Source organism: Methylocaldum marinum, assembly GCF_003584645.1.
GTDB classification, from domain to species: Bacteria; Pseudomonadota; Gammaproteobacteria; order Methylococcales; family Methylococcaceae; genus Methylocaldum; species Methylocaldum marinum.
This window is the reverse complement of the sequence record NZ_AP017928.1, coordinates 2,227,974-2,248,460: the sequence shown is the minus strand read 5'-3', so window position 1 is coordinate 2,248,460 and position 20,487 is coordinate 2,227,974. Positions and strand designations below refer to the sequence as shown.

The 20,487-nt window shown below is 60.9% G+C and carries 24 protein-coding genes, 1 pseudogene and 1 riboswitch; of the genes and pseudogenes, 18 read left to right on the top strand and 7 right to left on the bottom strand.

The window, feature by feature from the left end:
- Positions 1 to 38 precede the first annotated feature (38 nt).
- Entirely contained in the window at positions 39 to 590 is a 552-nt protein-coding gene (locus sS8_RS09685; RefSeq protein ID WP_119629472.1) for a hypothetical protein, read from the bottom strand.
- An 87-nt stretch (positions 591 to 677) separates the two neighbouring features.
- The gene (locus sS8_RS09680) at positions 678 to 1,874 is read right to left on the bottom strand and encodes a patatin-like phospholipase family protein (protein WP_119629471.1); all 1,197 of its coding nucleotides are present in this window, start codon (positions 1,872 to 1,874) and stop codon (positions 678 to 680) included.
- Between sS8_RS09680 and sS8_RS29105 the strand changes: the two genes are divergently transcribed.
- From sS8_RS29105 to sS8_RS09670, 3 genes are read left to right on the top strand one after another with little or no spacing between them, the layout of a single operon-like run.
- Positions 1,873 to 2,079 carry a hypothetical protein gene (locus sS8_RS29105; protein ID WP_145986479.1) on the top strand — a complete coding sequence of 69 codons (207 nt, stop codon included), beginning with the start codon at positions 1,873 to 1,875 and terminating at the stop codon, positions 2,077 to 2,079. The genes sS8_RS09680 and sS8_RS29105 overlap by 2 nt on opposite strands.
- Positions 2,080 to 2,096: 17 nt before the next feature.
- Positions 2,097 to 2,564, top strand: coding sequence for a type II RES/Xre toxin-antitoxin system antitoxin (gene parS, locus sS8_RS09675; RefSeq protein ID WP_119629470.1), 468 nt, complete (start codon positions 2,097 to 2,099; stop codon positions 2,562 to 2,564).
- Positions 2,564 to 3,037 carry an RES family NAD+ phosphorylase gene (locus sS8_RS09670; RefSeq protein ID WP_119629469.1) on the top strand — a complete coding sequence of 158 codons (474 nt, stop codon included), beginning with the start codon at positions 2,564 to 2,566 and terminating at the stop codon, positions 3,035 to 3,037. Before parS ends, sS8_RS09670 begins: the two co-directional genes overlap by 1 nt.
- A gap of 575 nt (positions 3,038 to 3,612) precedes the next feature.
- On the opposite strand, the gene sS8_RS09665 is transcribed toward sS8_RS09670, so the two are convergent.
- From sS8_RS09665 to sS8_RS09655, 3 genes are all read right to left on the bottom strand, one after another.
- Positions 3,613 to 4,212, bottom strand: a complete 600-nt coding sequence (locus sS8_RS09665; RefSeq protein ID WP_119629468.1) for an HdeD family acid-resistance protein — start codon at positions 4,210 to 4,212, stop codon at positions 3,613 to 3,615.
- A 138-nt stretch (positions 4,213 to 4,350) separates the two neighbouring features.
- The gene (locus sS8_RS09660; RefSeq protein WP_119629467.1) at positions 4,351 to 5,091 is read right to left on the bottom strand and encodes a hypothetical protein; all 741 of its coding nucleotides are present in this window, start codon (positions 5,089 to 5,091) and stop codon (positions 4,351 to 4,353) included.
- Positions 5,092 to 5,178: 87 nt separating this feature from the next.
- A complete protein-coding gene (locus sS8_RS09655) occupies positions 5,179 to 5,757 on the bottom strand; it encodes a MarR family winged helix-turn-helix transcriptional regulator (protein WP_119629466.1) in 579 nt (192 codons plus the stop codon).
- A 505-nt stretch (positions 5,758 to 6,262) separates the two neighbouring features.
- Here sS8_RS09655 and sS8_RS09650 point away from each other — a divergent pair.
- The 14 genes and pseudogenes from sS8_RS09650 (at position 6,263) to sS8_RS09585 (ending at position 18,947) form a co-directional block, all read left to right on the top strand.
- Positions 6,263 to 7,627 (top strand): KamA family radical SAM protein, encoded by a 1,365-nt coding sequence (locus sS8_RS09650; RefSeq protein ID WP_119629465.1) that lies wholly within the window; start codon positions 6,263 to 6,265, stop codon positions 7,625 to 7,627.
- A 149-nt stretch (positions 7,628 to 7,776) separates the two neighbouring features.
- Positions 7,777 to 8,011: riboswitch (cobalamin riboswitch) on the top strand.
- 115 nt (positions 8,012 to 8,126) lie between these two features.
- Entirely contained in the window at positions 8,127 to 8,306 is a 180-nt protein-coding gene (locus sS8_RS09645) for a CbtB domain-containing protein (RefSeq protein ID WP_119629464.1), read from the top strand.
- An 8-nt stretch (positions 8,307 to 8,314) separates the two neighbouring features.
- Positions 8,315 to 8,980, top strand: coding sequence for a CbtA family protein (locus tag sS8_RS09640; protein WP_232020584.1), 666 nt, complete (start codon positions 8,315 to 8,317; stop codon positions 8,978 to 8,980).
- The gene (gene cobM, locus sS8_RS09635) at positions 8,977 to 9,771 is read left to right on the top strand and encodes a precorrin-4 C(11)-methyltransferase (protein WP_119629462.1); all 795 of its coding nucleotides are present in this window, start codon (positions 8,977 to 8,979) and stop codon (positions 9,769 to 9,771) included. The genes sS8_RS09640 and cobM overlap by 4 nt, the downstream gene beginning before the upstream one ends.
- A 234-nt stretch (positions 9,772 to 10,005) precedes the next feature.
- Positions 10,006 to 10,848, top strand: a complete 843-nt coding sequence (locus tag sS8_RS09630; protein WP_119629461.1) for a sirohydrochlorin chelatase — start codon at positions 10,006 to 10,008, stop codon at positions 10,846 to 10,848.
- 14 nt (positions 10,849 to 10,862) lie between these two features.
- A complete protein-coding gene (locus tag sS8_RS09625) occupies positions 10,863 to 11,519 on the top strand; it encodes a precorrin-8X methylmutase (RefSeq protein ID WP_119629460.1) in 657 nt (218 codons plus the stop codon).
- A gap of 6 nt (positions 11,520 to 11,525) precedes the next feature.
- Positions 11,526 to 12,635 carry a cobalt-precorrin-5B (C(1))-methyltransferase gene (locus sS8_RS09620; protein ID WP_119629459.1) on the top strand — a complete coding sequence of 370 codons (1,110 nt, stop codon included), beginning with the start codon at positions 11,526 to 11,528 and terminating at the stop codon, positions 12,633 to 12,635.
- Positions 12,628 to 13,914, top strand: a complete 1,287-nt coding sequence (cbiE, locus tag sS8_RS09615) for a precorrin-6y C5,15-methyltransferase (decarboxylating) subunit CbiE (RefSeq protein WP_119632690.1) — start codon at positions 12,628 to 12,630, stop codon at positions 13,912 to 13,914. Before sS8_RS09620 ends, cbiE begins: the two co-directional genes overlap by 8 nt.
- Positions 13,907 to 14,713, top strand: coding sequence for a precorrin-2 C(20)-methyltransferase (cobI, locus tag sS8_RS09610; protein ID WP_119629458.1), 807 nt, complete (start codon positions 13,907 to 13,909; stop codon positions 14,711 to 14,713). The genes cbiE and cobI overlap by 8 nt, the downstream gene beginning before the upstream one ends.
- Positions 14,710 to 15,453 carry a cobalamin biosynthesis central domain-containing protein gene (locus sS8_RS09605; protein WP_119629457.1) on the top strand — a complete coding sequence of 248 codons (744 nt, stop codon included), beginning with the start codon at positions 14,710 to 14,712 and terminating at the stop codon, positions 15,451 to 15,453. The genes cobI and sS8_RS09605 overlap by 4 nt, the downstream gene beginning before the upstream one ends.
- Complete coding sequence (locus sS8_RS09600) at positions 15,453 to 15,650, top strand: cobalamin biosynthesis protein (protein ID WP_119629456.1); 198 nt, start codon at positions 15,453 to 15,455, stop codon at positions 15,648 to 15,650. Before sS8_RS09605 ends, sS8_RS09600 begins: the two co-directional genes overlap by 1 nt.
- Entirely contained in the window at positions 15,643 to 15,780 is a 138-nt protein-coding gene (locus tag sS8_RS09595) for an SAM-dependent methyltransferase (RefSeq protein ID WP_197716726.1), read from the top strand. The genes sS8_RS09600 and sS8_RS09595 overlap by 8 nt, the downstream gene beginning before the upstream one ends.
- 237 nt (positions 15,781 to 16,017) lie before the next feature.
- Positions 16,018 to 17,268, top strand: coding sequence for a precorrin-3B C(17)-methyltransferase (gene cobJ, locus sS8_RS09590; protein WP_269461498.1), 1,251 nt, complete (start codon positions 16,018 to 16,020; stop codon positions 17,266 to 17,268).
- A gap of 120 nt (positions 17,269 to 17,388) precedes the next feature.
- A pseudogene (locus tag sS8_RS09585) lies at positions 17,389 to 18,947 on the top strand (IS3 family transposase).
- On the opposite strand, the gene sS8_RS09580 reads toward sS8_RS09585, so the two are convergent.
- Positions 18,933 to 19,157: a hypothetical protein gene (locus tag sS8_RS09580; protein WP_119629455.1), complete on the bottom strand. Its 225-nt coding sequence runs from the start codon at positions 19,155 to 19,157 to the stop codon at positions 18,933 to 18,935. The pseudogene sS8_RS09585 and the gene sS8_RS09580 overlap by 15 nt on opposite strands.
- Before the next feature lie 319 nt (positions 19,158 to 19,476).
- Here sS8_RS09580 and sS8_RS09575 point away from each other — a divergent pair, with 319 nt between their 5' ends.
- Positions 19,477 to 19,746, top strand: coding sequence for a transposase family protein (locus sS8_RS09575; RefSeq protein ID WP_119629454.1), 270 nt, complete (start codon positions 19,477 to 19,479; stop codon positions 19,744 to 19,746).
- Between the two features lie 173 nt (positions 19,747 to 19,919).
- Here the strand turns inward: sS8_RS09575 and sS8_RS27610 are convergent, their stop codons facing one another.
- Positions 19,920 to 20,486: a hypothetical protein gene (locus sS8_RS27610; RefSeq protein WP_145986478.1), complete on the bottom strand. Its 567-nt coding sequence runs from the start codon at positions 20,484 to 20,486 to the stop codon at positions 19,920 to 19,922.
- Position 20,487 lies beyond the last annotated feature (1 nt).

The window sequence follows — 20,487 nt, the reverse complement described above, 5'->3', positions numbered from 1 at the left end:
TACGACTGCCTCCGCGCCGCGCGTGCCCGCAGTGTGGTCTAAGGAGCCGGATGATAGAGCTCGCCTGGATCGCGCAGGGCGTTGCCGACGATCAGGCTGGTGTACCAGGTCGGACGGTATCGCCGCGTATCGGCCAAATATCGAAGCGCCACGCGGGTATCCTCGTTTTCTCTCGAAAACACTGCGACTCTTCCGGTCTTGGCCTGCTTTTCGGTGAGCGTCCATTCATTGGTCAGGCATGCCCGGACGGCTTTCTTGCCTTCTTCGAAACTCTGCCGGGCGGCCACCTCGCCGGTTTCGTTCCAGAGGCAGTAATAATGCTCGTTGCCGCCCCACTTCCAGACCTCGCAGGTCGTATCGGGAAAGATGCCTCGCGCTTCCCACCGATCGCCGAGCCGGTGGGGTACTCTCTGGCGTTTGATGTTTTCGAAGTGGGCATCGGCTTCGGATATGACCGCTTGCAGCCTGGAACAGGCGTTCCCTTCGGTTGTGGGTTCCCGTCCGCCGGTCTGGCTCGCACAGGAGGCGGCAAGTACCGCAACTACGGGAAGAATCGAGCGGATACCGCATGCGCGGGTTCGTACGTCCATGTCGTTCTCCTTTCTTCAGGATCAAATCCGATCATCCGTGCGCCGCATGCGCAAGGCGAATTCGCCGCGAGCCTCCAGCTTTCGCGCTCAGGGCGGTTCCGTGCGCCAACTCGAAGGGTTCGCACCCAGGCGTTCCCCGAGGTCGGCCAGGGCGTTCATCGTTTCCTTTACGAACACGCCCGGTTTCGGCGGCGTCCAATCGGCGGGAACCGAGATGACCCGAATCTCGATATCGGCGCCCCTTTTCAGCTTCGAAATCTCGGCCGATGCATAAAGGTGGCGCATCGCGTTGACGGTCGACGACTGGGTCGCCAGGTTGATGCTGCGCCGCATGATGGCGGCCCAGGTCGGCCGGGTGATCTGCGGCGGAAAACGGAACTGGTTGTTGAAGACGATCCAGTAACGCAGCTTGGGAATCGGCTGGTCCGGGTAAGTCGTTTTCCAGACCGCCGGAAAGCTGTCTTCCTCATGCATTCTTGCCCCGTACAAAATATTTCCGGTTATGCCTCCATCGACATATAGCCTTCCATCGATATCGCGTGGCGGAAAGACGCCGGGTATCGCGGCGGAAGCGAGGAGGATGCGATGCACGCGATCCACATCGCCGGTCCGGACAGCGCCACTCGCTTCCTTGACCACGTCGAAGGCGTGCATCTCCCCGTCATCGAGGTCCGTGGTGTTGACTACCAGCATGCGGTGGCGCTCGCCTTCCCGGACGATGCGGTTCAGAAAGCCAGTATTGATCGTCTCGGCTATATCCTTCTCCAGCCCGGGAATGCGGGTGAACGATGCGTAGCGTGGCAGGAAGAAGAGAAATCCTCGAAGTTTCATGATATCCGGACGCGGTTCGCGGTATATCTTCAGCACCTGGTCGATGGTCCGTTCGGTGCCGAGGAACGCGAACGGCGCGATCAAGGCTCCGGTGCTGACGCCGGTCACGACGTCAAATTCGGGGCGTGCCATGGGTCCCTTCGGTACGCGTCCCCAGCCCTTGAGAAAGCCCGCGCCGAACGCTCCCCAGTCGCCGCCGCCGGAGATCACGAGTACATCGATTACCGACGGTTCGGAGTTGAGACCCAGGACATAGTCGTCATACTCCTGTTTGGCCCGCATGACGAGTCGCGGCATGAATTCTTTGATTTCCGCCTCGACCAGACGGTCGCTCGTCGCCCGCGCGCTGAGCAGTTCCTGCTGCGAAAGCGACGGACGCAACACCGGGCCGCAGCCCGAGGTCAGGACTGCCAGGACGAACAGCAGGTATTTGAAACAGCTTCCGGCATTCATGGTTTTCAACTACGATCGATTTCGAATTCGAAAATATTGGGTGCCCGATGAAAAAGCAGGAATACGGTTATTAACCTACTTGTTTGCCATGCGCAGGGAAGTGAATATGGGCGGTGTTGAACCAGACGAAGAGCGGAAAGTTCATGGTGTAGGCCCGTGCTTGAAGGTTTGGCAAAATGCCTTTAAGATAGCGGCATATTGCTGAAAGGAGGGCAACAGACGATGGTATCCCGCTCCAACAACACCGCTGCCGAATCCAGTGGATCCCGCTACGGTCATTTTCTGGCACGTTTAGGTATCCTGCTCGACTTTCCCGGACGCTTGACCTCGGAAGAGGAATTGATCCGCGAGGTACCGCTCCGGATGCAGCCGTCGGTCCTCGATAAGCTCGCCGAGGAGGGCTTGACGGCGAAAGAGCTGGCCTTGGTGCTTCCGCCCCGCACCCTTTCCCATCGGCGCGCCCAGCAGCAACCCTTGTCGCCTGATGAGTCCGACCGGGCACTCCGCGTGGCTCGGCTCGTGGCCTTGGCGGAAACCGTCTTCGGCAATCGGGACAAAGCCCTTCGCTGGCTACGCAAACCCCTCAAAAAGCTCGACTACCGAACGCCAATGGAGATCCTGTCCACCGAACTGGGCGGGCGGATCATTGAAGAATACCTGATTCAAATCGATGAGGGCTTTGCGGCCTGATGCGCATCTGGCGCATCAGCAACTATGCGGATCTTCGTGGCAGCGGCGGCATTCGGGCCGGCGGACGCTGGCACAGCCGTGGCAGCCCCATTGTCTATTGCGCCGAGAATCCGGGAACCGCTCTCCTCGAAGTGCTGGTGCATCTGGAGATCGATGATCCTGAGGATGTGCCGGATAGTTATCAGTTGCTATCGATCGATCTACCGGATGCCGTGACCCGACAAGAACTCGACCGGGCATTGTTACCCGATGACTGGCGGGGGCGCTCGGAACTGACCCGATCACTGGGCGATACCTGGTTGAAGAATATGAGCAGTGCTGTCCTGTTTGTGCCGAGCGCCATTGTCCCTTATACCGTTAATGCCCTTATTAACCCCCTCCATTCGGATAGCACTCGACTCCGGATTTTGGCCGTGGATCGGTACCCCTTCGATGAACGGCTTTTCAAAGGTTACGGCGGGACGAAACCTTAAAGAGATTACGCTCGCGCCCGGACTGAGGGCGGCGGTGGTTACCTCCGGAGTGGGGGAGGAGACAAGGAAAAACCAATGCCGATGGATGCGGACCGTAAAAATGGTGAGTTGCATTGCTAAAGAGCGCTTTATCCTGGCTGAAGGAACAAGGCGCGCCTGACCGGACCGACAAGGAAAGCGCAGATTTCACCTTTACGACGACGCACAAGGCCAAGGGCCGGGAATACGATCATGTCGAAATGCTGGGCGATGATTTGATCACCCGTGGCGATCTGCGAAAAGCGGTGGAAAAGGCGGCGAAGAGTTCCAGCTCTCGAAGCTGCGCGAGGAAATCAACATTTTTTATGTCGCGGCCGCCCGTGCCCGCAAGTCGATCCGTTTGGCAGCGTTCTGAACCGTCACGGCAAAGCCGCGCGGGATTTTCCCGAGTTCATAGGATCGCGGAATTTGAAAGCCGCTGGCCGAACCACGGGTGCCTATGCTGTTTCGGACCGGGCGTCGGCTCCGTCGGTTCACGAATCGGCCGGAACAACGGCAGCGCGCGAAGCCGGGAAATTTCCGTCGGACGTGTCCTTTCAGGTCGCCCGCCGCGTGAATTCGTCCCCTCCGATGCCGCGTGCCGCCAAGGACAGCATGATGAACGAGAGCCCCGTGAACAGCATGTCGATGCCGACGAAGGCGCCGATGACCCAAAGCCCCGAGGTTGGCCATTGCTCCGCGATCAGGATGCCCAGCAGCAGGGTGACAGCCCCGTTGAGCAGGGCCCAGTTCCAGCTGGGAAAACGCATGAGCAATGCGCCGACGATACGGAACACGCCGCCCGCGATCAGGAACACCGCCAGCAGAAGGGTCAGCGACACGGCGCTGGCCTCCACGTTGGTGACCATGACCCAACCCGCGGCCAAATACAGGATCGCGCCCAAAAGGTGCAGGAAAAATCCGCTCCAGGTCCGAGTGCCGAAGGCGTGTCCCAGTTGCACGATACCGCCGACGAGGAGTAGAACGCCGATGTAGAGAACGGATACGAATGTCGCGACCAGGGCATAGCCGGCGGTGATCAAACCCAAGATGATCAATGCAATGCCCAAGCCCAGATACCATGCGGAATGCCGCCTCAGTTCGTGCATGGCGTCCGCGCGCCAGTCCCTGGTCGGGTCGAAGATGTGATAGGCCATGGCTCACTCCTTACTGTCCGTGGTTTCGCTTCCTGCGTCGGAAAGTCTCGGTTGTTCAGATTCTCATTCTTGTTGATGTCGGCCGCGAATGCTATCTGTATGAGCGCGTAGTCATTTGTTACCGGAAATGTAACAGTCTCATTGCGTCCGGATTGGAACCCGGATCGCTGGCAGCGTTTGCCCGGAAAGTTTGGTGAGGGTGGTTACCAGCGTTCCGGCGGGCATGGGCTCGAATTTTTGAAAATAAAGCCAGCCGGCGATCCACCCGCCCGGATGCAGTACGCCCTCGGGCACGGCTCTCATGATCATTTCGCGATTGGGCAGGTCGGTATGCTGCCAGTAGTTTGCTTGACTTTGGTTATAGGCCAGATCGTAAGGAAATGCGCCCTCATGAGCGGGGACGGTGGGATAGAGCGATTTCAGATAGGGTGCCACGCGGAAATCCCGAAATTCGAAGAGCGGCTCTTCGATCGGCGGATAGGCTTCGGCGGTAAGCATGGGCGGCATTCCGGGAACGATCGGTCCGCGAACTTTCGTATCGATGAGACAAACCGGCAAGGCGGAGAACTTGCTGCCGGTAGGCGTGAGCACCTTGAAGTCGCTGTAACGAATGAGCAGGGGGGCGTCGCCGCGGTTTTCGAGTTTCAAATAGACCGGCGTGGCACTGAACTTGACGGCTTCGCCCCCGGGCCAGGTTTCCGGCCGCGCCAGGATCCGCACCGGCGAGATGGAAGTCGCCGCTTTTTTCTCGACCGGGCTAAGCTCTGTATATTCGAGTCCGGGTGTGCCATCCGCCGCATACCGGCACGATGTCAGCGGGAACGAGATCAGGAACACCGCTATCGCAGCGGTCGCCGAATGCCGGCCCGGAATTGCCATGCCCAAGACCTCGTTGTTTCTTGAGACTTATACAAATTTAGTTCGGATCGTGGCGGGAAAGTTCGAGCCCCTCCCGACAAGGGCTTGTCATGCATTTTCCGTGCTTCGTGGCTTGCGGCGGGGTTTTGTCGTTTTCGAATCCGGTTCTTGTACGCTCACGTTCAAAGGCTGCATGGCCGCCTGCTCGTCGCTGATGTGCATGGCCTCCACCAATAGGTCCAGGTTCCGTGTCAGCGCAACCAGGACCGGGGTCGGCAATTCCAGCAGAGCTTGCAGCAAAAGACCTTGGCGGGGTTCCGGGGCCTGGTCCACGAGGGCTTGTCCCGCATCGGTCAGATATAGGCGAACCACGCGTTGATCGGCGTGGGTTCGCTCCCGCCGGATCAGTCCCTTTTTTTCCAGCTTGACCAGCAAATTACTTGCGGTGGATTGATGCAGGGACATTGCCCGCGCGAGTTCGGACACTTTCATCCCGGCATTGTTCGACAATTCCGACATCGCCCAAAGCTGAGCATAGCTGACGCCGCAGCACGATTCCACCCACTGTGAATGCTGCTGCACGGCGCGGAAAATCAGGCGGAAGCGTTTCAACGCTTCATGGGGCCAGGCCGCCGGATCGGAGTTCTCCAGGGAATTTTCCCGCGGCTCGTATTCGCTCGTGTTCATATACTCGTAATCCAATTCTTCTATTTGTTGTAGCGTTCGCACCGTCGCCGCTCGAGGCCTCGCGCGCAGGACACCGTCCTCGCCTGCAGGGGCTCGGGGGATGGAGGTGAGTCCTGAAATTGAAGACAACCGAGGGGTTCCGTATTCGATGTTTAACACGATGTATATTTGCGCAAACCATTTTTGTGCAAATATACTTAGCCACCGGTGAGAAACTTCGATATGTGCTGACGATGATGTGACAGTTCTTTGCCCTCTGACTCACGGAGACGTCGGGACCCCGTGGTTTCTCACCCGCTTGCTAAAATAAGAGTCGTCTTTAAACGGATGGTCGGATTAAGGGGGGGACACCCGATTTGACAGCCCGGATGCCGCGTTACCCGATGACATCGTCCGCCGGCGGGTCGGAATCCGTAACCCCTGGCGAGACGGAATCGCTCCGGGCCGTTACACGTTTCTGCTCCTGCTCCTTCCAACTATACCTAATTCTCGGCGGAAATATTTTATGAGTATCTCTCCCAAGAAAATTTTTACGGGATTCGATTCGACGCGCTACACGGCGTACAATCTCGGCAATTTTCGCGAAATCCCGCAAATGGCACGGCTCGACGAGGAGCAATTGTTCGAGATCGAGGTCGTAGGGCGGGTATTGCCCTTCAAAACCAACAACTTCGTGGTCGACGAGCTGATCGACTGGGAAAACGTGCCAAACGATCCGATGTTCGTGCTGACCTTCCCGCAGCGCGAAATGTTGCTGCCGCATCATTTCGAGGAAATGGCGGCGCTGGTAAAAGGCGGTGCGAGCCCGACCCTGATCCGGGAGGCAGCCGACCGTATTCGCCTGGAACTCAACCCTCATCCGGCGGGCCAGCGGGAGCTGAATGTTCCTCATTTGAACGGCGAGCCTATGCACGGCATGCAGCACAAATACCGCGAAACGGTTCTGTTTTTCCCGAGTCCCGGGCAAACCTGTCATGCCTATTGCTCGTTCTGTTTCCGCTGGCCCCAGTTCGTCGGATTGTCCGGCTTGAAGTTCGCAAGCCGCGAAGCGGAGCATCTGGTCGCTTATCTCAAGGCGCATCCGGAAGTGACCGACGTGCTTTTCACCGGCGGCGATCCCTTGATCATGTCGGCGCGGCGGCTGGCCGATTACATCGAACCCCTGATCGCGGCGGATCTTCCCAATCTGCGGCATATCCGGATCGGTACCAAGGCACTGTCCTATTGGCCCTATCGTTTCCTCGCCGATGCCGATTCCGACCACCTGATCGCGTTGTTGCGGAAAGTGGCCGCCAGCGGCAAGCATCTGGCGATCATGGCGCATTTCAACCATCCGCGGGAGCTGGAACCCGCGGCGGTACGGCACGCGATCCAGCGGCTCCGTTCCACCGGCGCGGTGATTCGCACCCAGTCGCCGGTGCTCCGCCACATCAATGACGACCCGGCACTCTGGGCACGCATGTGGAACGCACAGGTCGATCTCGGCTGTGTTCCCTATTACATGTTTTTGGCGCGGGATACCGGGGCGCAGCATTATTTCGCCGTTCCCCTGGTACGTGGCTGGGAGATTTTCCGGGAAGCCTATCAGCGCGTGAGCGGTCTCGGCCGTACCGTGCGGGGTCCCAGTCTCTCGGCCTGCCCCGGCAAGGTCCAGGTGCTCGGCGTGGCCGAAGCGGCGGGCGAGAAGGTTATTACGATGCGGTTTCTTCAAGGCAGAAACCCTGACTGGATCCATCGGCCGTTCTTCGCCGAGTACGACGACAAGGCAACCTGGCTGGACGAGCTCAAACCCGCGTTCGGGCAGCAGAAGTTCTTCTTCGAGGAAGAACTGGACCGGATCTATCGGGAAAGCGCGTTTGCGTCGTCATAGGGTCGTTTCAAAATCGCTTTCAAAAAGGCATCAATGTCTTATGTGGTTGCGGGATCTCAATTACATCGAAGGCCGATCACCGAGGCTATCGGGAGGGTGCATGGGCCGCAAGCAGGTTTTGACGCGCCCGGACAAATCTTTTAGAGTACGCCCCTGATCGACTTCCGGGTGCTCGAACCGCATTCGACGGACTCGAGTTAAACGGGAAGCCGGTGCGCCGAATGGGTCTTCATTCGGCAATGCCGGCGCTGCCCACGCAACGGTAAGCGAGCCAATGCGCATCATGATGTCACTGCCTGACTGGAGTCACGCGGGAAGGCGATGCGCAGATGTCTTTCGGCATCCCTCGCAAGCCCGGAGACCGGCCCGGAAGGAGTAGCTTTAACCCGCGATGGGCGGGCGCCGGCACCTCACACTTGCATTTCGGCGAGTGTGTATTCGTGCACGGGTTCGCTCCCTTCGGGTTCTCGACGCCAAGTCCAACGAAAGGGAGATATCGATGGTAGCGCAACCGTTTTCCGATCTCACCGAAGCCAGCCGGCTTCACCGCATCATTGCTTCGTTTTCCGCCGTGTTGCTGGGCAGCCTGCTGATACTCATCGTGGGTTTCGCACCGGTCGATGCGGTGCATAATGCTGCCCACGACACCCGCCATTCCGCCGATTTTCCCTGCCACTGAACAGGGCCGTGTTCAGAAGTATCTTGCTGACCGCCACCGTGGCCGGCTCGGCGGCCGCCTTGGTTCTGACGCTGGCGCAAGTCCTTTGGATAAGTCCGCTGATCCTGGAGGCGGAAACTTACGAGGAAGCCGCCGCAACGCCCGATCAGCCTGAGCACCCGGCTTGGCAGCCGGAGAACGGTTGGCCCCGCACGCTCGCCACCGCCCTTGCCAATACCGCGCTGGGCTTGGGCTATGGCCTGATTCTGACGGGCCTGTACGCCCTGCGCCCGCCGGTAAACGCGGTACAAGGCCTCGCCTGGGGACTGGCCGGTTTTGCGGTGTTTTTCGCCTCACCCGGCCTGGGCCTGCCGCCCGAACTTCCCGGCAGCGCCGTCGCCGAGCTGAGTCTGCGCCAGCACTGGTGGCTCGGCACCGCCCTGGCTACCGCCGCCGGGCTGGGCTTGCTGCTCTTGCAGACACGGCCGACGCTACGTGCGATCGGCCTGCTCGCGTTCGCCATCCCGCACCTGTACGGCGCGCCCCACCCGGCGATTTCCGGCAGCGTGGCGCCGGATGCCTTGCTGACGCAATTCCGTTTGGCGACGCTCGCGGCCAACGCGCTGTTCTGGCTGCTTCTCGGCGGCTTGTCCGCCGCGATGTTCCAAAGGATGATCAGGGAGGAGACTCGGTGACTCCGCCCGGCAAGGTCTGGTTCATCGGCGCCGGCCCGGGCGATCCGGAGCTGATCACCGTCAGGGGACGCGCCCTGATCGAAAGCGCCGACGCCATTCTCTATGCCGGCTCGCTGGTGTCCGAAACCGCCCTGAATTGGGCCAAATCCGGCTGTGTCATCGAAGATTCCAAGGGCATGAGCCTGGAGCAGATCAGCGCCTGGCTGATCGGGCAGGCGCGCCGGCATCCGGTGGTGGTGCGCCTGCAAACCGGCGATCCGAGTCTGTATGGCGCGCTGGTCGAAATGGTTCGACCGCTGGATGAAGCGGGCATCGAAGTGGGCGTCGTGCCCGGCGTGTCTTCGGCGATGGCTTCCGCGGCGGCAGCGGTGGAAACCCTGACCCTGCCGGAAATCACCCAGACCGTCATCCTGACCCGGGTCGAGGGCCGAACCCCGATGCCGGAGCGTGAATCCCTGAAAGAACTGGCCGCCCACCGGTGCACCCTGTGCCTGTTCCTGTCCATCACCCTATTGCGGGAAGTCACCCGGGCTCTGCTGGACGCCGGCTGGCGCGAGGACTCTCCGGTATTGGTAGTGCAAAAGGCCAGTTGGCCCGGCCGGGAAAAAATCCTGCGCGGCACCCTGGCGGACATTCGCGAACGCTGCGTCGCCGAACGCATAAACAGCCAGGCCATGATCATCGCCAGTCCCGCCCTGGGCGCGCGCCACTGGCCGGACATCAAGCGCTCCAGGCTCTACGACCCGGCTTTCTCCCATCGTTTTCGCAAGACGGATCACTCATCATCATAGAAACGGCAGTTGATCGCTTAGTAAGGAGTAGAAAAGTCGTATGAACTCTGACCGTCCTACCGGCTACCGATTTCACCGTTTGGGTGAGGCGCCTACGCACCCGATTGCACGGCCGCCAAGCCGCCTGGCGGCGTTGCTCCTTCTTGTGGGGGGCGGCCCCATGCCGTCGTCGCGTCTAGCCATCCGGCCTGCCGGCCGCATACCCGGACGTGTCCAACTGCCGTTTCTAGATTCATGAACGGCTCCGACACGATCCTGCTGGTAGGCCATGGTTCCCGGGAAAGCGCGGGCAACACGGAGATCGAGCAATTCGCCGCGCGCTGGCGGGAGAGCCGTCCCGACCGGCGCATCGAGGTCTGCTTCATCGAGTTCGCCGAAGTGCTGCTGGAAGCGGGGCTCGATCTGGCTGCGCGGAATGGCGGGCGGGTCATCGTGACACCCTTGATCCTCAACGCCGCCGGGCACGTCAAGATGGAAATTCCCGAGGCCATCGAACACGCACGCCGACGCCATCCCGAGACGGAGTTCGTCTATACCCGCCATCTCGGGGCCTGCGAAGAGATTCTCGCCATTCTGAAACGCAGGCTGCGTAAGGCGATGGACCAGCTCGACCATCCGGACCCGCGCAACACCGGCGTCGTGCTGCTGGGACGCGGTTCCTCCGATCGGGTCGCCAACGGCGAAGTGGCGAAAATGGCTCGCTGGCTATACGAAGAGGCCGACCACCCCCTGGTGGACGTCGCTTTCACCGGCATCACCCATCCTCGCCTGGAATCCACCGTACAGCGGCAGGTCCGGCTGGATATGGCGCAAATCGCCGTGCTGCCGTACTACCTTTTTACCGGCATCCTGATCGAACGCATCAAACGCCAGGTGGAGCGCCTGCGGACGCAGTACCCGCGGGTTCATTTCGCATTGGGCGACTATTTCGGCTTCGAAAAGGAAATCTACGCGCTGCTGGAGCGGCGTATCCGCGAAGTCACCGGCGCAGCCGAGGCCTTGGCGATGATGGAGTGCGACGGCTGCAAATACCGCGAAATAGCCGCCGAACACGGCGCCAGCCATCACCACCACTAAGCGGGGATCGAGCCATGAGCCGCCTTGTCACCGACCAGCTCACCGACGCCGGCCGTCGCATCGAGCATGATTCGTTCGCCATCGTCGATGCCGAAGCCGGGGACCATGCCTATTCCGGAGACCAGTGGCAGGTGGTGCGCCGGATGATCCACGCCACCGCCGATTTCGACTTCAACGGCCTGACCGGCTTCCACCCCGGCGCCATCGATGCGGGGGTGAAAGCCATTCGTTCCGGCGCGCCCCTGGTCGCGGATGTGGAAATGATTTGCGTGGGTCTGTCCAGTCCCCGTCTCGCTCATTTCGGTATCACGGTCCATCACTTCATCGCCGACCCGGACGTCATTGCCCGGGCCGAGCAGCACAACAGTACCCGTGCGGTACAGGCCATGCGCAAGGCCGCTTCGCTCGGGCTGCTGGCAGGGGGTATCGTCGCGGTGGGCAATGCCCCCACCGCCTTGCTGGAAGTCGTGCGCCTGATCCGGGACGAAAACCTGAAGCCCGCCCTGGTGATCGGCATGCCGGTGGGATTCGTTTCCGCAGCGGAATCGAAGGCTGCGGTGAGCGCACTCGAACAGACGCCCTGGATCGTCACCCATGGCCGCAAGGGCGGTTCCACGCTGGTGGTGGCGGCCATCCATGCCCTGCTGGCCTTGGCCGAGGCGCAGACTTAAGCCGCCATGGAGAAAACTCCCAAGGGCACCCGCACGGGGTTTACCACCGGCGCCTGCTCGGCCGCCGCGGCACGGGCGGCGACCCTCGGGCTGGCGCTCGGCGAGGTGCCCGAGGAGATCGAATGCGACTTGCCGAACGGTCAGAGAGTGTGGTTCGCGGTCAGTGAAGGCTACCGAATCGGTGAACGCGCTCGCGCCGTCGTCATCAAGGATGCCGGCGACGATCCCGACGTAACCGACAAGCCCCGCCTGACCGCCGATGTCCGGCTGCTGCCTGCAAGTCCCGGCATCGTGCGGTTGAAGGGAGGGGAGGGCGTCGGCACCGTCACCCGGCCGGGTCTCGGGCTGGAGGTCGGCGGACCGGCCATCAACCCGGTGCCGCGCCGCAACATCGAGGCGAACGTGCGCGCCGCCGGGCACGAGTTGCTGGAGCGGGCGGGTCTCGAAGTCACCATCTCCGTGCCCGGCGGCGAGACCATCGCGAAAAAGACGCTGAATGACCGACTCGGCATCGTTGGCGGCATTTCCATTCTCGGCACCACCGGCATCGTCCATCCATATTCCACCGCCGCCTTCCGGGCCAGCGTGATCCAGGCCATCGAGGCGGCGGCCGCCCAGGGCCAGCATACCGTGGTGCTCACCACCGGCGGCCGCACGGAAAAATTCGCCATGCGTGAACTGCCGGAACTGGCGCCGGCCTGCTTCGTGCAGATGGGCGATTTTCTCAAGTATGCCCTGGACGCTGCGGTCCGGTGCGGCCTGCGCCGGGTGGTAATCGGCGGGATGGTGGGCAAGCTGACCAAGATCGCGCAAGGCGAAACCGTTACCCATGCCAACCGCAATGCCGTGGATACCGGCCTGCTGGCCGAGCTTGCCGCCGGCGCCGGTGCGCCGGCCGAGGTCTGCGAGGACATTCGCCGTTCCGAAACGGCCCGCTACGCCAGCGAACGCATGGAGGAACTGGGGCTTGTCACGGCGTTTTACGAAGCGCTGGGCCGGCACGCCATTCGAACGCTGGCGGAACGCTATCCGGGCCGCTTCGGCCTGCGTATCCTGATGTGCGATTTCGAGGGCCGCAAACTGGCCGAAGTCTCTGGAGATGATTTTCATGCCTGAACCCTGCCGCATCATCGGCGTACTGGATACCGGGCCGGATAGCGTGACCGCCGGAACCTTGCGCAGCATCGCGCAAGCCGAGTTGGTCATCGGCGCGAGCCGCACGCTCGCCCTGTTCGCCGAAACTCTGGGCACAAACGCCGAACGGCGCGATCTGAGCGGAGTTCTCGCACAGGTGCCGGATTGGCTGGAACAGGCTCAAGCGCAGGGGCGCAAGGTGGTGATACTCGCCACCGGCGATCCTCTCTGCCATGGCATTGCTTCCCATCTGACCGGCAGGCTGGGCCGCGAGGCGGTCGAGGTGATTCCCAATGTTTCCACCCTGCAATGGGCTTTTGCACGCTTGGGAGTCGCCTGGCAGGAAGCCCGCATCGCGTCGGCACACGGTCAAGACGCCGGTGAATGGCGTATCGGCGCCGGTCCGGAACACGGGCTCTACGGCTTGCTGCAACAGCTGCGGCAGGCCGATCTCCTCGCGCTGTTCACCAGCCCGGCGAATGGGCCTGACCGCATTGCCCGGATGCTGTGTGCCGAGGGCCTCGATGAAGAATACGAGATGGCCGTGGCGGAATGCCTGCTGCAGCCCGGGGAACGGGTATCGGGCTGGCTGGCGGTCGCCGAGGCGGCCCGGCAGAGCTTCGCCGATCCCAATGTCGTCGTGCTTCGGCGCCGGCGAGCGTCCGGGCGAGAGCGGCTATTCGGTCTGCCCGACGAAAGTTTCCGGCAGCGGGCGCCGGACAAAGGGCTCATCACCAAACGCGAGGTTCGCGCTGTATCCCTGGCCCGCTTGGGACTGCATCCGGGCAGCATCGTGTGGGACATCGGGGCAGGCTCCGGCGCGGTCGGCCTGGAAGCCGCGCGGCTGTGTCCGCACGGCCATGTCTACGCCATCGAAAAGAACGAGGCGGACTTCGCCATCGCCGCGAGCAATCGTGCCGGCCTGCGCCTCACCAATTACAGTCTGGTTCACGGCCGCGCGCCGGCAGGTCTGGCGCAATGGCCCGATCCCGATGCCGTATTCATCGGCGGTTCCGGCGGCGAGTTGCGTGAACTGATCGCGGTTTGCCTGCAGCGGCTGCGTACGGGCGGTAACCTGGTGATGAACTTCGTGACTTTCGAAAACCTGGGCCTTGCGGTGGAAACCCTGAAGGCGGCCGGCGCATGCTGGGACGTCACCCAGCTGCAAGTATCCCGGAGCCGTCCCATCCTGGACATGCATCGCATGCAGGCGGAAAACCCGGTTTGGGGCGTTTCTGCATGGAGAGCGGCGGATGAATGATCATAGCCCGTTGTTGGCGGGAGGCGGCGTTCTGGGACGCCTGTTCGGGGTCTCGCTCGGCCCCGGCGATCCCGGGCTGATTACCCGCCGCGCCTTCGAACTGCTGCAACGCCGTGATGCCCATTGGACTTACCCGGTGCGGCGCAAGGGCTCCGCAAGCCATGCCCTGCAAACCGCCCTGGCGTCGGGCTTGCAGCTGCCGCGGGCGCACGCGCCGCTGGTCTTTCCCATGACCCACGACGAGCTAAGCCTGGCAGGCTACCGGCTGCGGGCCGCCGAGGCCGTGCTGGCGCGTTTGCGGACCGGCCGCGACGTGTTGTTTCTGGTGGAGGGCGACGCCTCCACTTATTCGACTTTCGGCCATCTGGTCCCCACCGTCCGGGCACTGGACCCGGCGGTCGCGGTCGAGACTATTCCCGGCGTGCCGTCCTTTAATGCCGCTGCGGCGCGGCTCGGGATGCCGCTGGCGGATACCGATCAGACCGTGGCGATCGTCCCGGCCGGTTACGGCATTGCCGTGATCGAGCGCCTGTTGGAGGATTTCGACACGCTGGCGCTGCTCAAGATCAAGCCACTGCTGGACGAGGTGCTGGATCTGCTCGAGCGGCGCGGCCTGCTGCCCCATGCGGCCTTCATCGAAAGGGCCGGAACCGAGGACGAGCGAATCGAGCGCGACGTCATCCGCCTGCGCGGCGAGAAAGTGAACTACCTGTCGCTGCTGCTGGTGAAAAATCCGTACCGGGAACGCGGCACCGTGCAGCGCGGATGCCGCAGTAAATCTCAAAAGGAATCGTCATGAATCGACCCCAAGTACGCATAGCCCTGGTGGCCATCACCAAACACGGCGTCGCCCACGCTTCGAAACTGGCCGCACAACTTCCCGAGGCGCATCTGGCGGTGCCGGAAAAATTCGCCGCCGGCCTGCCGGTTCCGGCCCATACCGTGCGCTCTCTGCCCGGTGCACTGAGCGCCCATATCGGCGCTTTGTTCTCGGATTACGATCAGATCGTCTTTTTCGTGTCGCTGGGCGCCGTGGTACGTTTGATCGCGCCGTACCTCAGATCGAAAGAGGAAGACCCCGGCGTGCCGGCGGTGGACGATGCCGCCCGCTATGTCATTCCGGTACTGTCCGGCCACGTCGGCGGTGCCAATGCCCATGCCGAACGCCTGGCGGTTCTGCTCGGGGCCGAAGCGGTGCTGACCACGGCTTCGGACGTGGGCAAGACCATTCCCGTCGACATCCTGGGCCGTGAACTGGGTTGGCGGGTGGAAGCCCCGAAAATCAACATCACCCGGGTCTCCGCCCATGTCGTCAACGAAGAGCCGATCGCTTTCGTGCAGGAAGCCGGCGCCGGGAACTGGTGGACCCGGCCCACACCGCTGCCGGCCAATATCCGGCTGTTCCGGCGCCTGGAAGACGTGGATCTGGATCGTTACCGGGCGGTGCTGTGGGTCACCCTGCGCGACATCGATCCCGGCCTGTGGACGCGCCTGGAAGAACGTCTGGTCGTTTACCGTCCACCCGCGGAGCCGGCGTGATGCGGGTCGTCCTGGGGCTGGGCTGTGACCGGGGCACTTCTCTCGAAACGGTGCGCAAGTACATGGGCACGCCGGCGGTGGCCGAGGCGGCGGCATTGCTGGCTTCGCGCGGCGAACTGGTCGTGGAGAAACACAAATACCGGGGCCCGGACGGCAAGAACGCCACGGTCTCCATTGCGAGGCTGAACGATGGCTAAGGGCAGGATTCTCCTGGTGGGATTCGGACCCGGCGCGCCCGAGCACATGAGCTACCGTGCCCGCGAGGCGATCGCCGAGGCCGACGTGGTGATCGGCTATTCCACTTATTTGACATCCTCCTCGGCCTGAAGGCCGGAGATTCCTACGGCGCTCAGGGGCGGCATTGAGCCGCCCCTGAGTCGCTTCGGTGGGTTCCTGGGCCGAGTGCGCAACCGCTGCTCGTATCTCCACAGGCGTTACTTCCGGCATGCCCTGCCGTAGGCTGCCTTGGTTGTCGGCAGCAACGCCATTATAGGACGGCTCCGCCGTCCGCGCTATCCTTCCCCGCCCTGAACGGCGGGGCTTGTCGCGCACCCGGTCAATTTGGTGCAGGACCTGCTCGACGGCAAGGAGGTGATCCGCAAAGGCATGACCGAAGAGATTGACCGCTGCGTCGAAGCTTATGAACAGGCTTCGCTGGGCAAGACCGTGGCGCTGATCGCCTCGGGCGACATCGGGATCTACGGCATGGCCGGACCGACCTTCGAAGTCTTGCTGCAAGCCGGCTGGATGCCGAGTGGCGGCGTCGCGGTGGAGGTCATTCCCGGCGCCACGGCGCTGAACGCCTGCGCGGCCCTGGTCGGTGCGCCGCTCACCCATGATTTCTGTGCCATCTCGCTGTCGGACCTGCTCACACCCTGGCCGGTCATTGCCAGACGCCTGGAAGCGGCGGCCCGGGGAGATTTCGTGGTGACTCTATACAATCCGAAAGGCGGTCGTCGCACGCGCCAGATCGTCGAGGCGCAAGCCATTCTGCTAAGGCATCGCAGCCCGGAAACGCCGGTGGCCGTTGTCAAGTCCGGCTACCGCCGCCAGTCGATCCAGATGACTTCTCTGGCCCGTATGGCCGACTGCGAGATCGGCATGTTATGCACGGTCCTGATCGGGAATAGCGCCACCTTCGTCCGCGAGGGCCTGATGATCACCCCGCGCGGCTATGCCCACAAATACGAGGGGCTGACCGGCGAGGCGAAAGACGGCGAACGGGCGGGGCGCCCGCTCGGCATGGGCTTGGCGGACTGGCACGCCTGCGTGCGAAAACGGCTGCGCGAGCAGCCGGAGCTCTCGCTGCGCGACGCCGCTACCGTTTTCGATGCGCCTCTCGGAGAAATTTTCTCCGCTATCGGTGCACAGCACGCGGACGATGAGGCCGGCGCATACAGCGCCTTGCGTTTCGCGCCGGAGGCCACCGCCGAGGTGATCGAAGCAAGCCGTGACTGGGGTCGCTTGCGCGCCGTAGCGCGCAGCGAGGGCGGCGCGACCGCCGAGCTGTTGCTGGACGGCGGAAGCTCGGTCTGGCGCGGTCATTGGCTCAATCTGGTTGATCGACACTTTCATTTGCATGTCGACGGCAGCCGAATCGCCCACGCCTGGTTTCTGAGCCGGGGCGATCAGCAACACGGCATTCATTTTCTCGACCGGCACGGCGCCGCGCTGGTTTCCCTGTCGCTGGTCAAGCGCAACGGGCGTTTCGATGAAACGGCCCTGAGGTCTTACCGGCAAGCCCGCGAACGCTTCGGACAGCGCCATGTTCCCCTCGGAGAAATCCCCGAAACAGTGGCCGAACCCGATGAATGAAGTCCCCGGTTCCAGCAGGGTCAGAACCTTATCCACGATGCTCGCCCCCTCTGTCAGGATAGATGTCGCATCAGATAGATTGGTCTCTTAAAGAGTTGAGGGGACGGAAGTGAGCGAGAGATGAAATATTCGTCGGAACGAAAAGAAGCGGTCTTGAAGAAGATGTTACCGCCACATAACCGAGCGCTATCGGAGTTGGCCCGAGAGGAAGGGATTTCGGAAGCGACGCTGTATCTCTGGCGGAAGGAAGCCCGTCGCCAAGGACGTTTGTTGCCGGATGGCGATCAGAGTCCGGAAGGGTGGACGTCGCGGGACAAGTTCGCGGCGGTGGTGGAGACGGCTTCGCTGAGTGAAGCGGAACTGGGAGAGTATTGCCGCCGGCGGGGCTTGTATCCGGAACAGATTCGGGCCTGGCGCTTAGCCTGTGAGTAGGCCAATGATTGGGATCGGTCACAGCAGCGGCGTTTGAAGGAATCGCAACAGGCAGACCAGAAGCGGCTGCGGGAACTGGAGCGTGAGCTCCAGCGCAAGGAGAAAGCCTTGGCGGAGGCGGCGGCCTTGCTGGTGCTGCGAAAAAAAGCCGAGGCGATTTGGGGGGACCGCGAGGACGAATGATCAGCACCCCAAGTCGCCGCCAAGCCGTGGAGCTGATCCAGGAAGCGGTCCAATCGGGCGCCCGCCGTGCCAAGGCCTGTGCAGCGTTAAACCTCAGCGAGCGGACTGATCAGCGCTGGCGCCAAGATGGCGAAGTGAAAGCTGACGGCCGACCTTTGGCGGAGCGGCCTGAGCCTTCGAACAAGCTCAGCGCCGAGGAGCGGGCGCGCGTGCTGGAGGTCTGTCATGCGCCGGAGTTTGCCAGTCTCCCGCCGAGCCAAATCGTGCCTCGGCTGGCCGACCAGGGCGTGTATCTCGGGTCGGAATCGAGCTTCTATCGGATTCTGCGGGAAGCCGATGAGCAGCACCACCGCGGGCGTGCGCGCACACCGCGACATCCGACGCCACCGCCGAGCCGGTGTGCCCGAGGGCCTTGTGAGGTGTGGAGCTGGGACATTACCTGGCTGCCAGGACCGGTGCGAGGTCTATTTTTCTACCTGTACCTGATTCTCGACCTCTATAGCCGCAAGGTCGTGGGCTTCGAAGTGTACGAACGGGAATCGGCCGAGTACGGCGCCACCGTCGTCCGCCGCGCGGTGCTGGCGGAAGGCTGTGTCGGCAAGCCGCTCGTACTGCATGCTGATAACGGCAGCCCACAAAAGGGCAGCACCTTGCGGGCGACGCTGGAGGCTTTGGGGATTGAACCTTCCTACAGCCGCCCACGAGTGAGCGACGACAACCCCTACTCCGAGGCGCTGTTTCGCACCTGCAAGTACCGGCCGGGCTATCCGCACGCCGGCTTCGAAAGCCTGGAGGCGGCCCGTGACTGGGTCTTGGCGTTTGTACGCTGGTACAACGATGAGCACCGCCATAGCAGCCTCCGTTACGTGACTCCAGCGGAGCGCCACGCCGGCAACGACAGGACGATCCTAGCCGCCCGAGACCAGGTTTATCGGGCGGCCAAAGAACGCCATCCGGAGCGTTGGACGGGCGCCACCCGCAACTGGGAACCTATCGGTGCGGTGTGGCTTAATCCGGTGAAGGAACCACCCAGCGGTACCGATCTATTGTTAAAAACCACATAAGGAAATGCGACAACTATGTTGACAAACACCGCTCGTCAGCAGATCGACATCGATGTTCTGACGTAGCAGCACGGCCAGCTTGTCTTCGAATAACGGCGTCGGCAGCCGTTGCGTAAATTGAAGGCTCAGTAAGAAAACGAAACCGTGGTGCGGCTTTTCGCAGGCCGTAATTTGATAAACAAACAGCCTTGCAGCATGGTGACCGCCCAAGGCGATTGATTCGGGAACTCATCAAGCGGGGATACTGTATTGATACTCTGAACGAAAGACATCGATATTCGTCGACGTCCGGCTGGAAAGGGTCGCCTTGGCGTTTCCGGCGACACCGTTTGCGATTGGGGGCGCATCGTTCGAGTCGGCGATCGATGCGGTTCCCTTCGTTCACCGCATCCTACGACTCTCCTCCCGGTCTTGAGGGGCTAACCGTTGGATACGGATTCTTCGGTTCATGACCGCCTCCCTTACACAAATTGGTCAACTTCTCTCCTCTAAGAGTAGCCCTTATTGATGTGAGAAGGGAGTAGGATTTCTGGGCGCTGACAAAGATTATCAAAGTACCCAAATACATCTACCCCACAAAAAACCCAGAAAATCCAAGAAAAACCCTAATCCGACATTGACGCCTGAGCAGAAGAAACAGAACAGAAAACAAGCCGCCACGCGGGTCATCGTTGAGCATGCCATCGGTGGCATGAAGTTCTTCCACTGCTTGATGCATCGGATTAGAAATCATCTGGGTCACTTCGTGGATTATTTTTTCTCACTTTCCGCCGGTCTTTGGAACTATAAAGTCTGTTGATTTACAATTGTTTGGCATCAGAAACAACTCTAGTATATAACCTACCTAAACCCACCACCCCAATTCGATGGCAAATGGTCTAGCCATGAGGGACCGTGTAGGACAAGATGCAGGTTTGCAAGACTTGCCCCCTTTGTGTGACCCCTTTGTGCGTCCATAAGGTTAACTTTTTGTTATTTTAATCTTGTTTTAGCCTGTTTTGCATTTTTCACACCCACCAATCTATCAGATAATTCCTCATCTATTTTCCAAGAGCCGTCATCCAGATAATAAAAATAAGCAGCATCTCCGTTTTCTTCACCAGAACCTAACCTATAATAACTATATAAAACAACTAGGCCATTGTTGTCATGGTGCTTAGTTTTTGCAGTAAATACGGATTTAACTTCAATATCAAATAATCCATCTGCTTCTTTTATGGCTGCAAGATGAGTTACTTGATATTTTTGAGATTTTTCTTCGGGTAAAAGAACGAGCCCACTAAAGTTCGTCGATTGTTTTTTATCACGATAAATTGCTACAACTGCACGTGATGATCCTTGTATAGTAACTTCTACCGTTGGATGAACTAATTCAGCATCTCTCGGTAAGACCGATTGTGCGAAAGTTTGGATTGATTCGCCAGATTTTCTTTGAACAAACTCTGCACTCCATGTAAATAATGGAAATAACATAAATATCAAAAAAGTGTTAATGAATACATATTTTTTGTTTCGGTAGTTAATATTGGTTTTACCCATT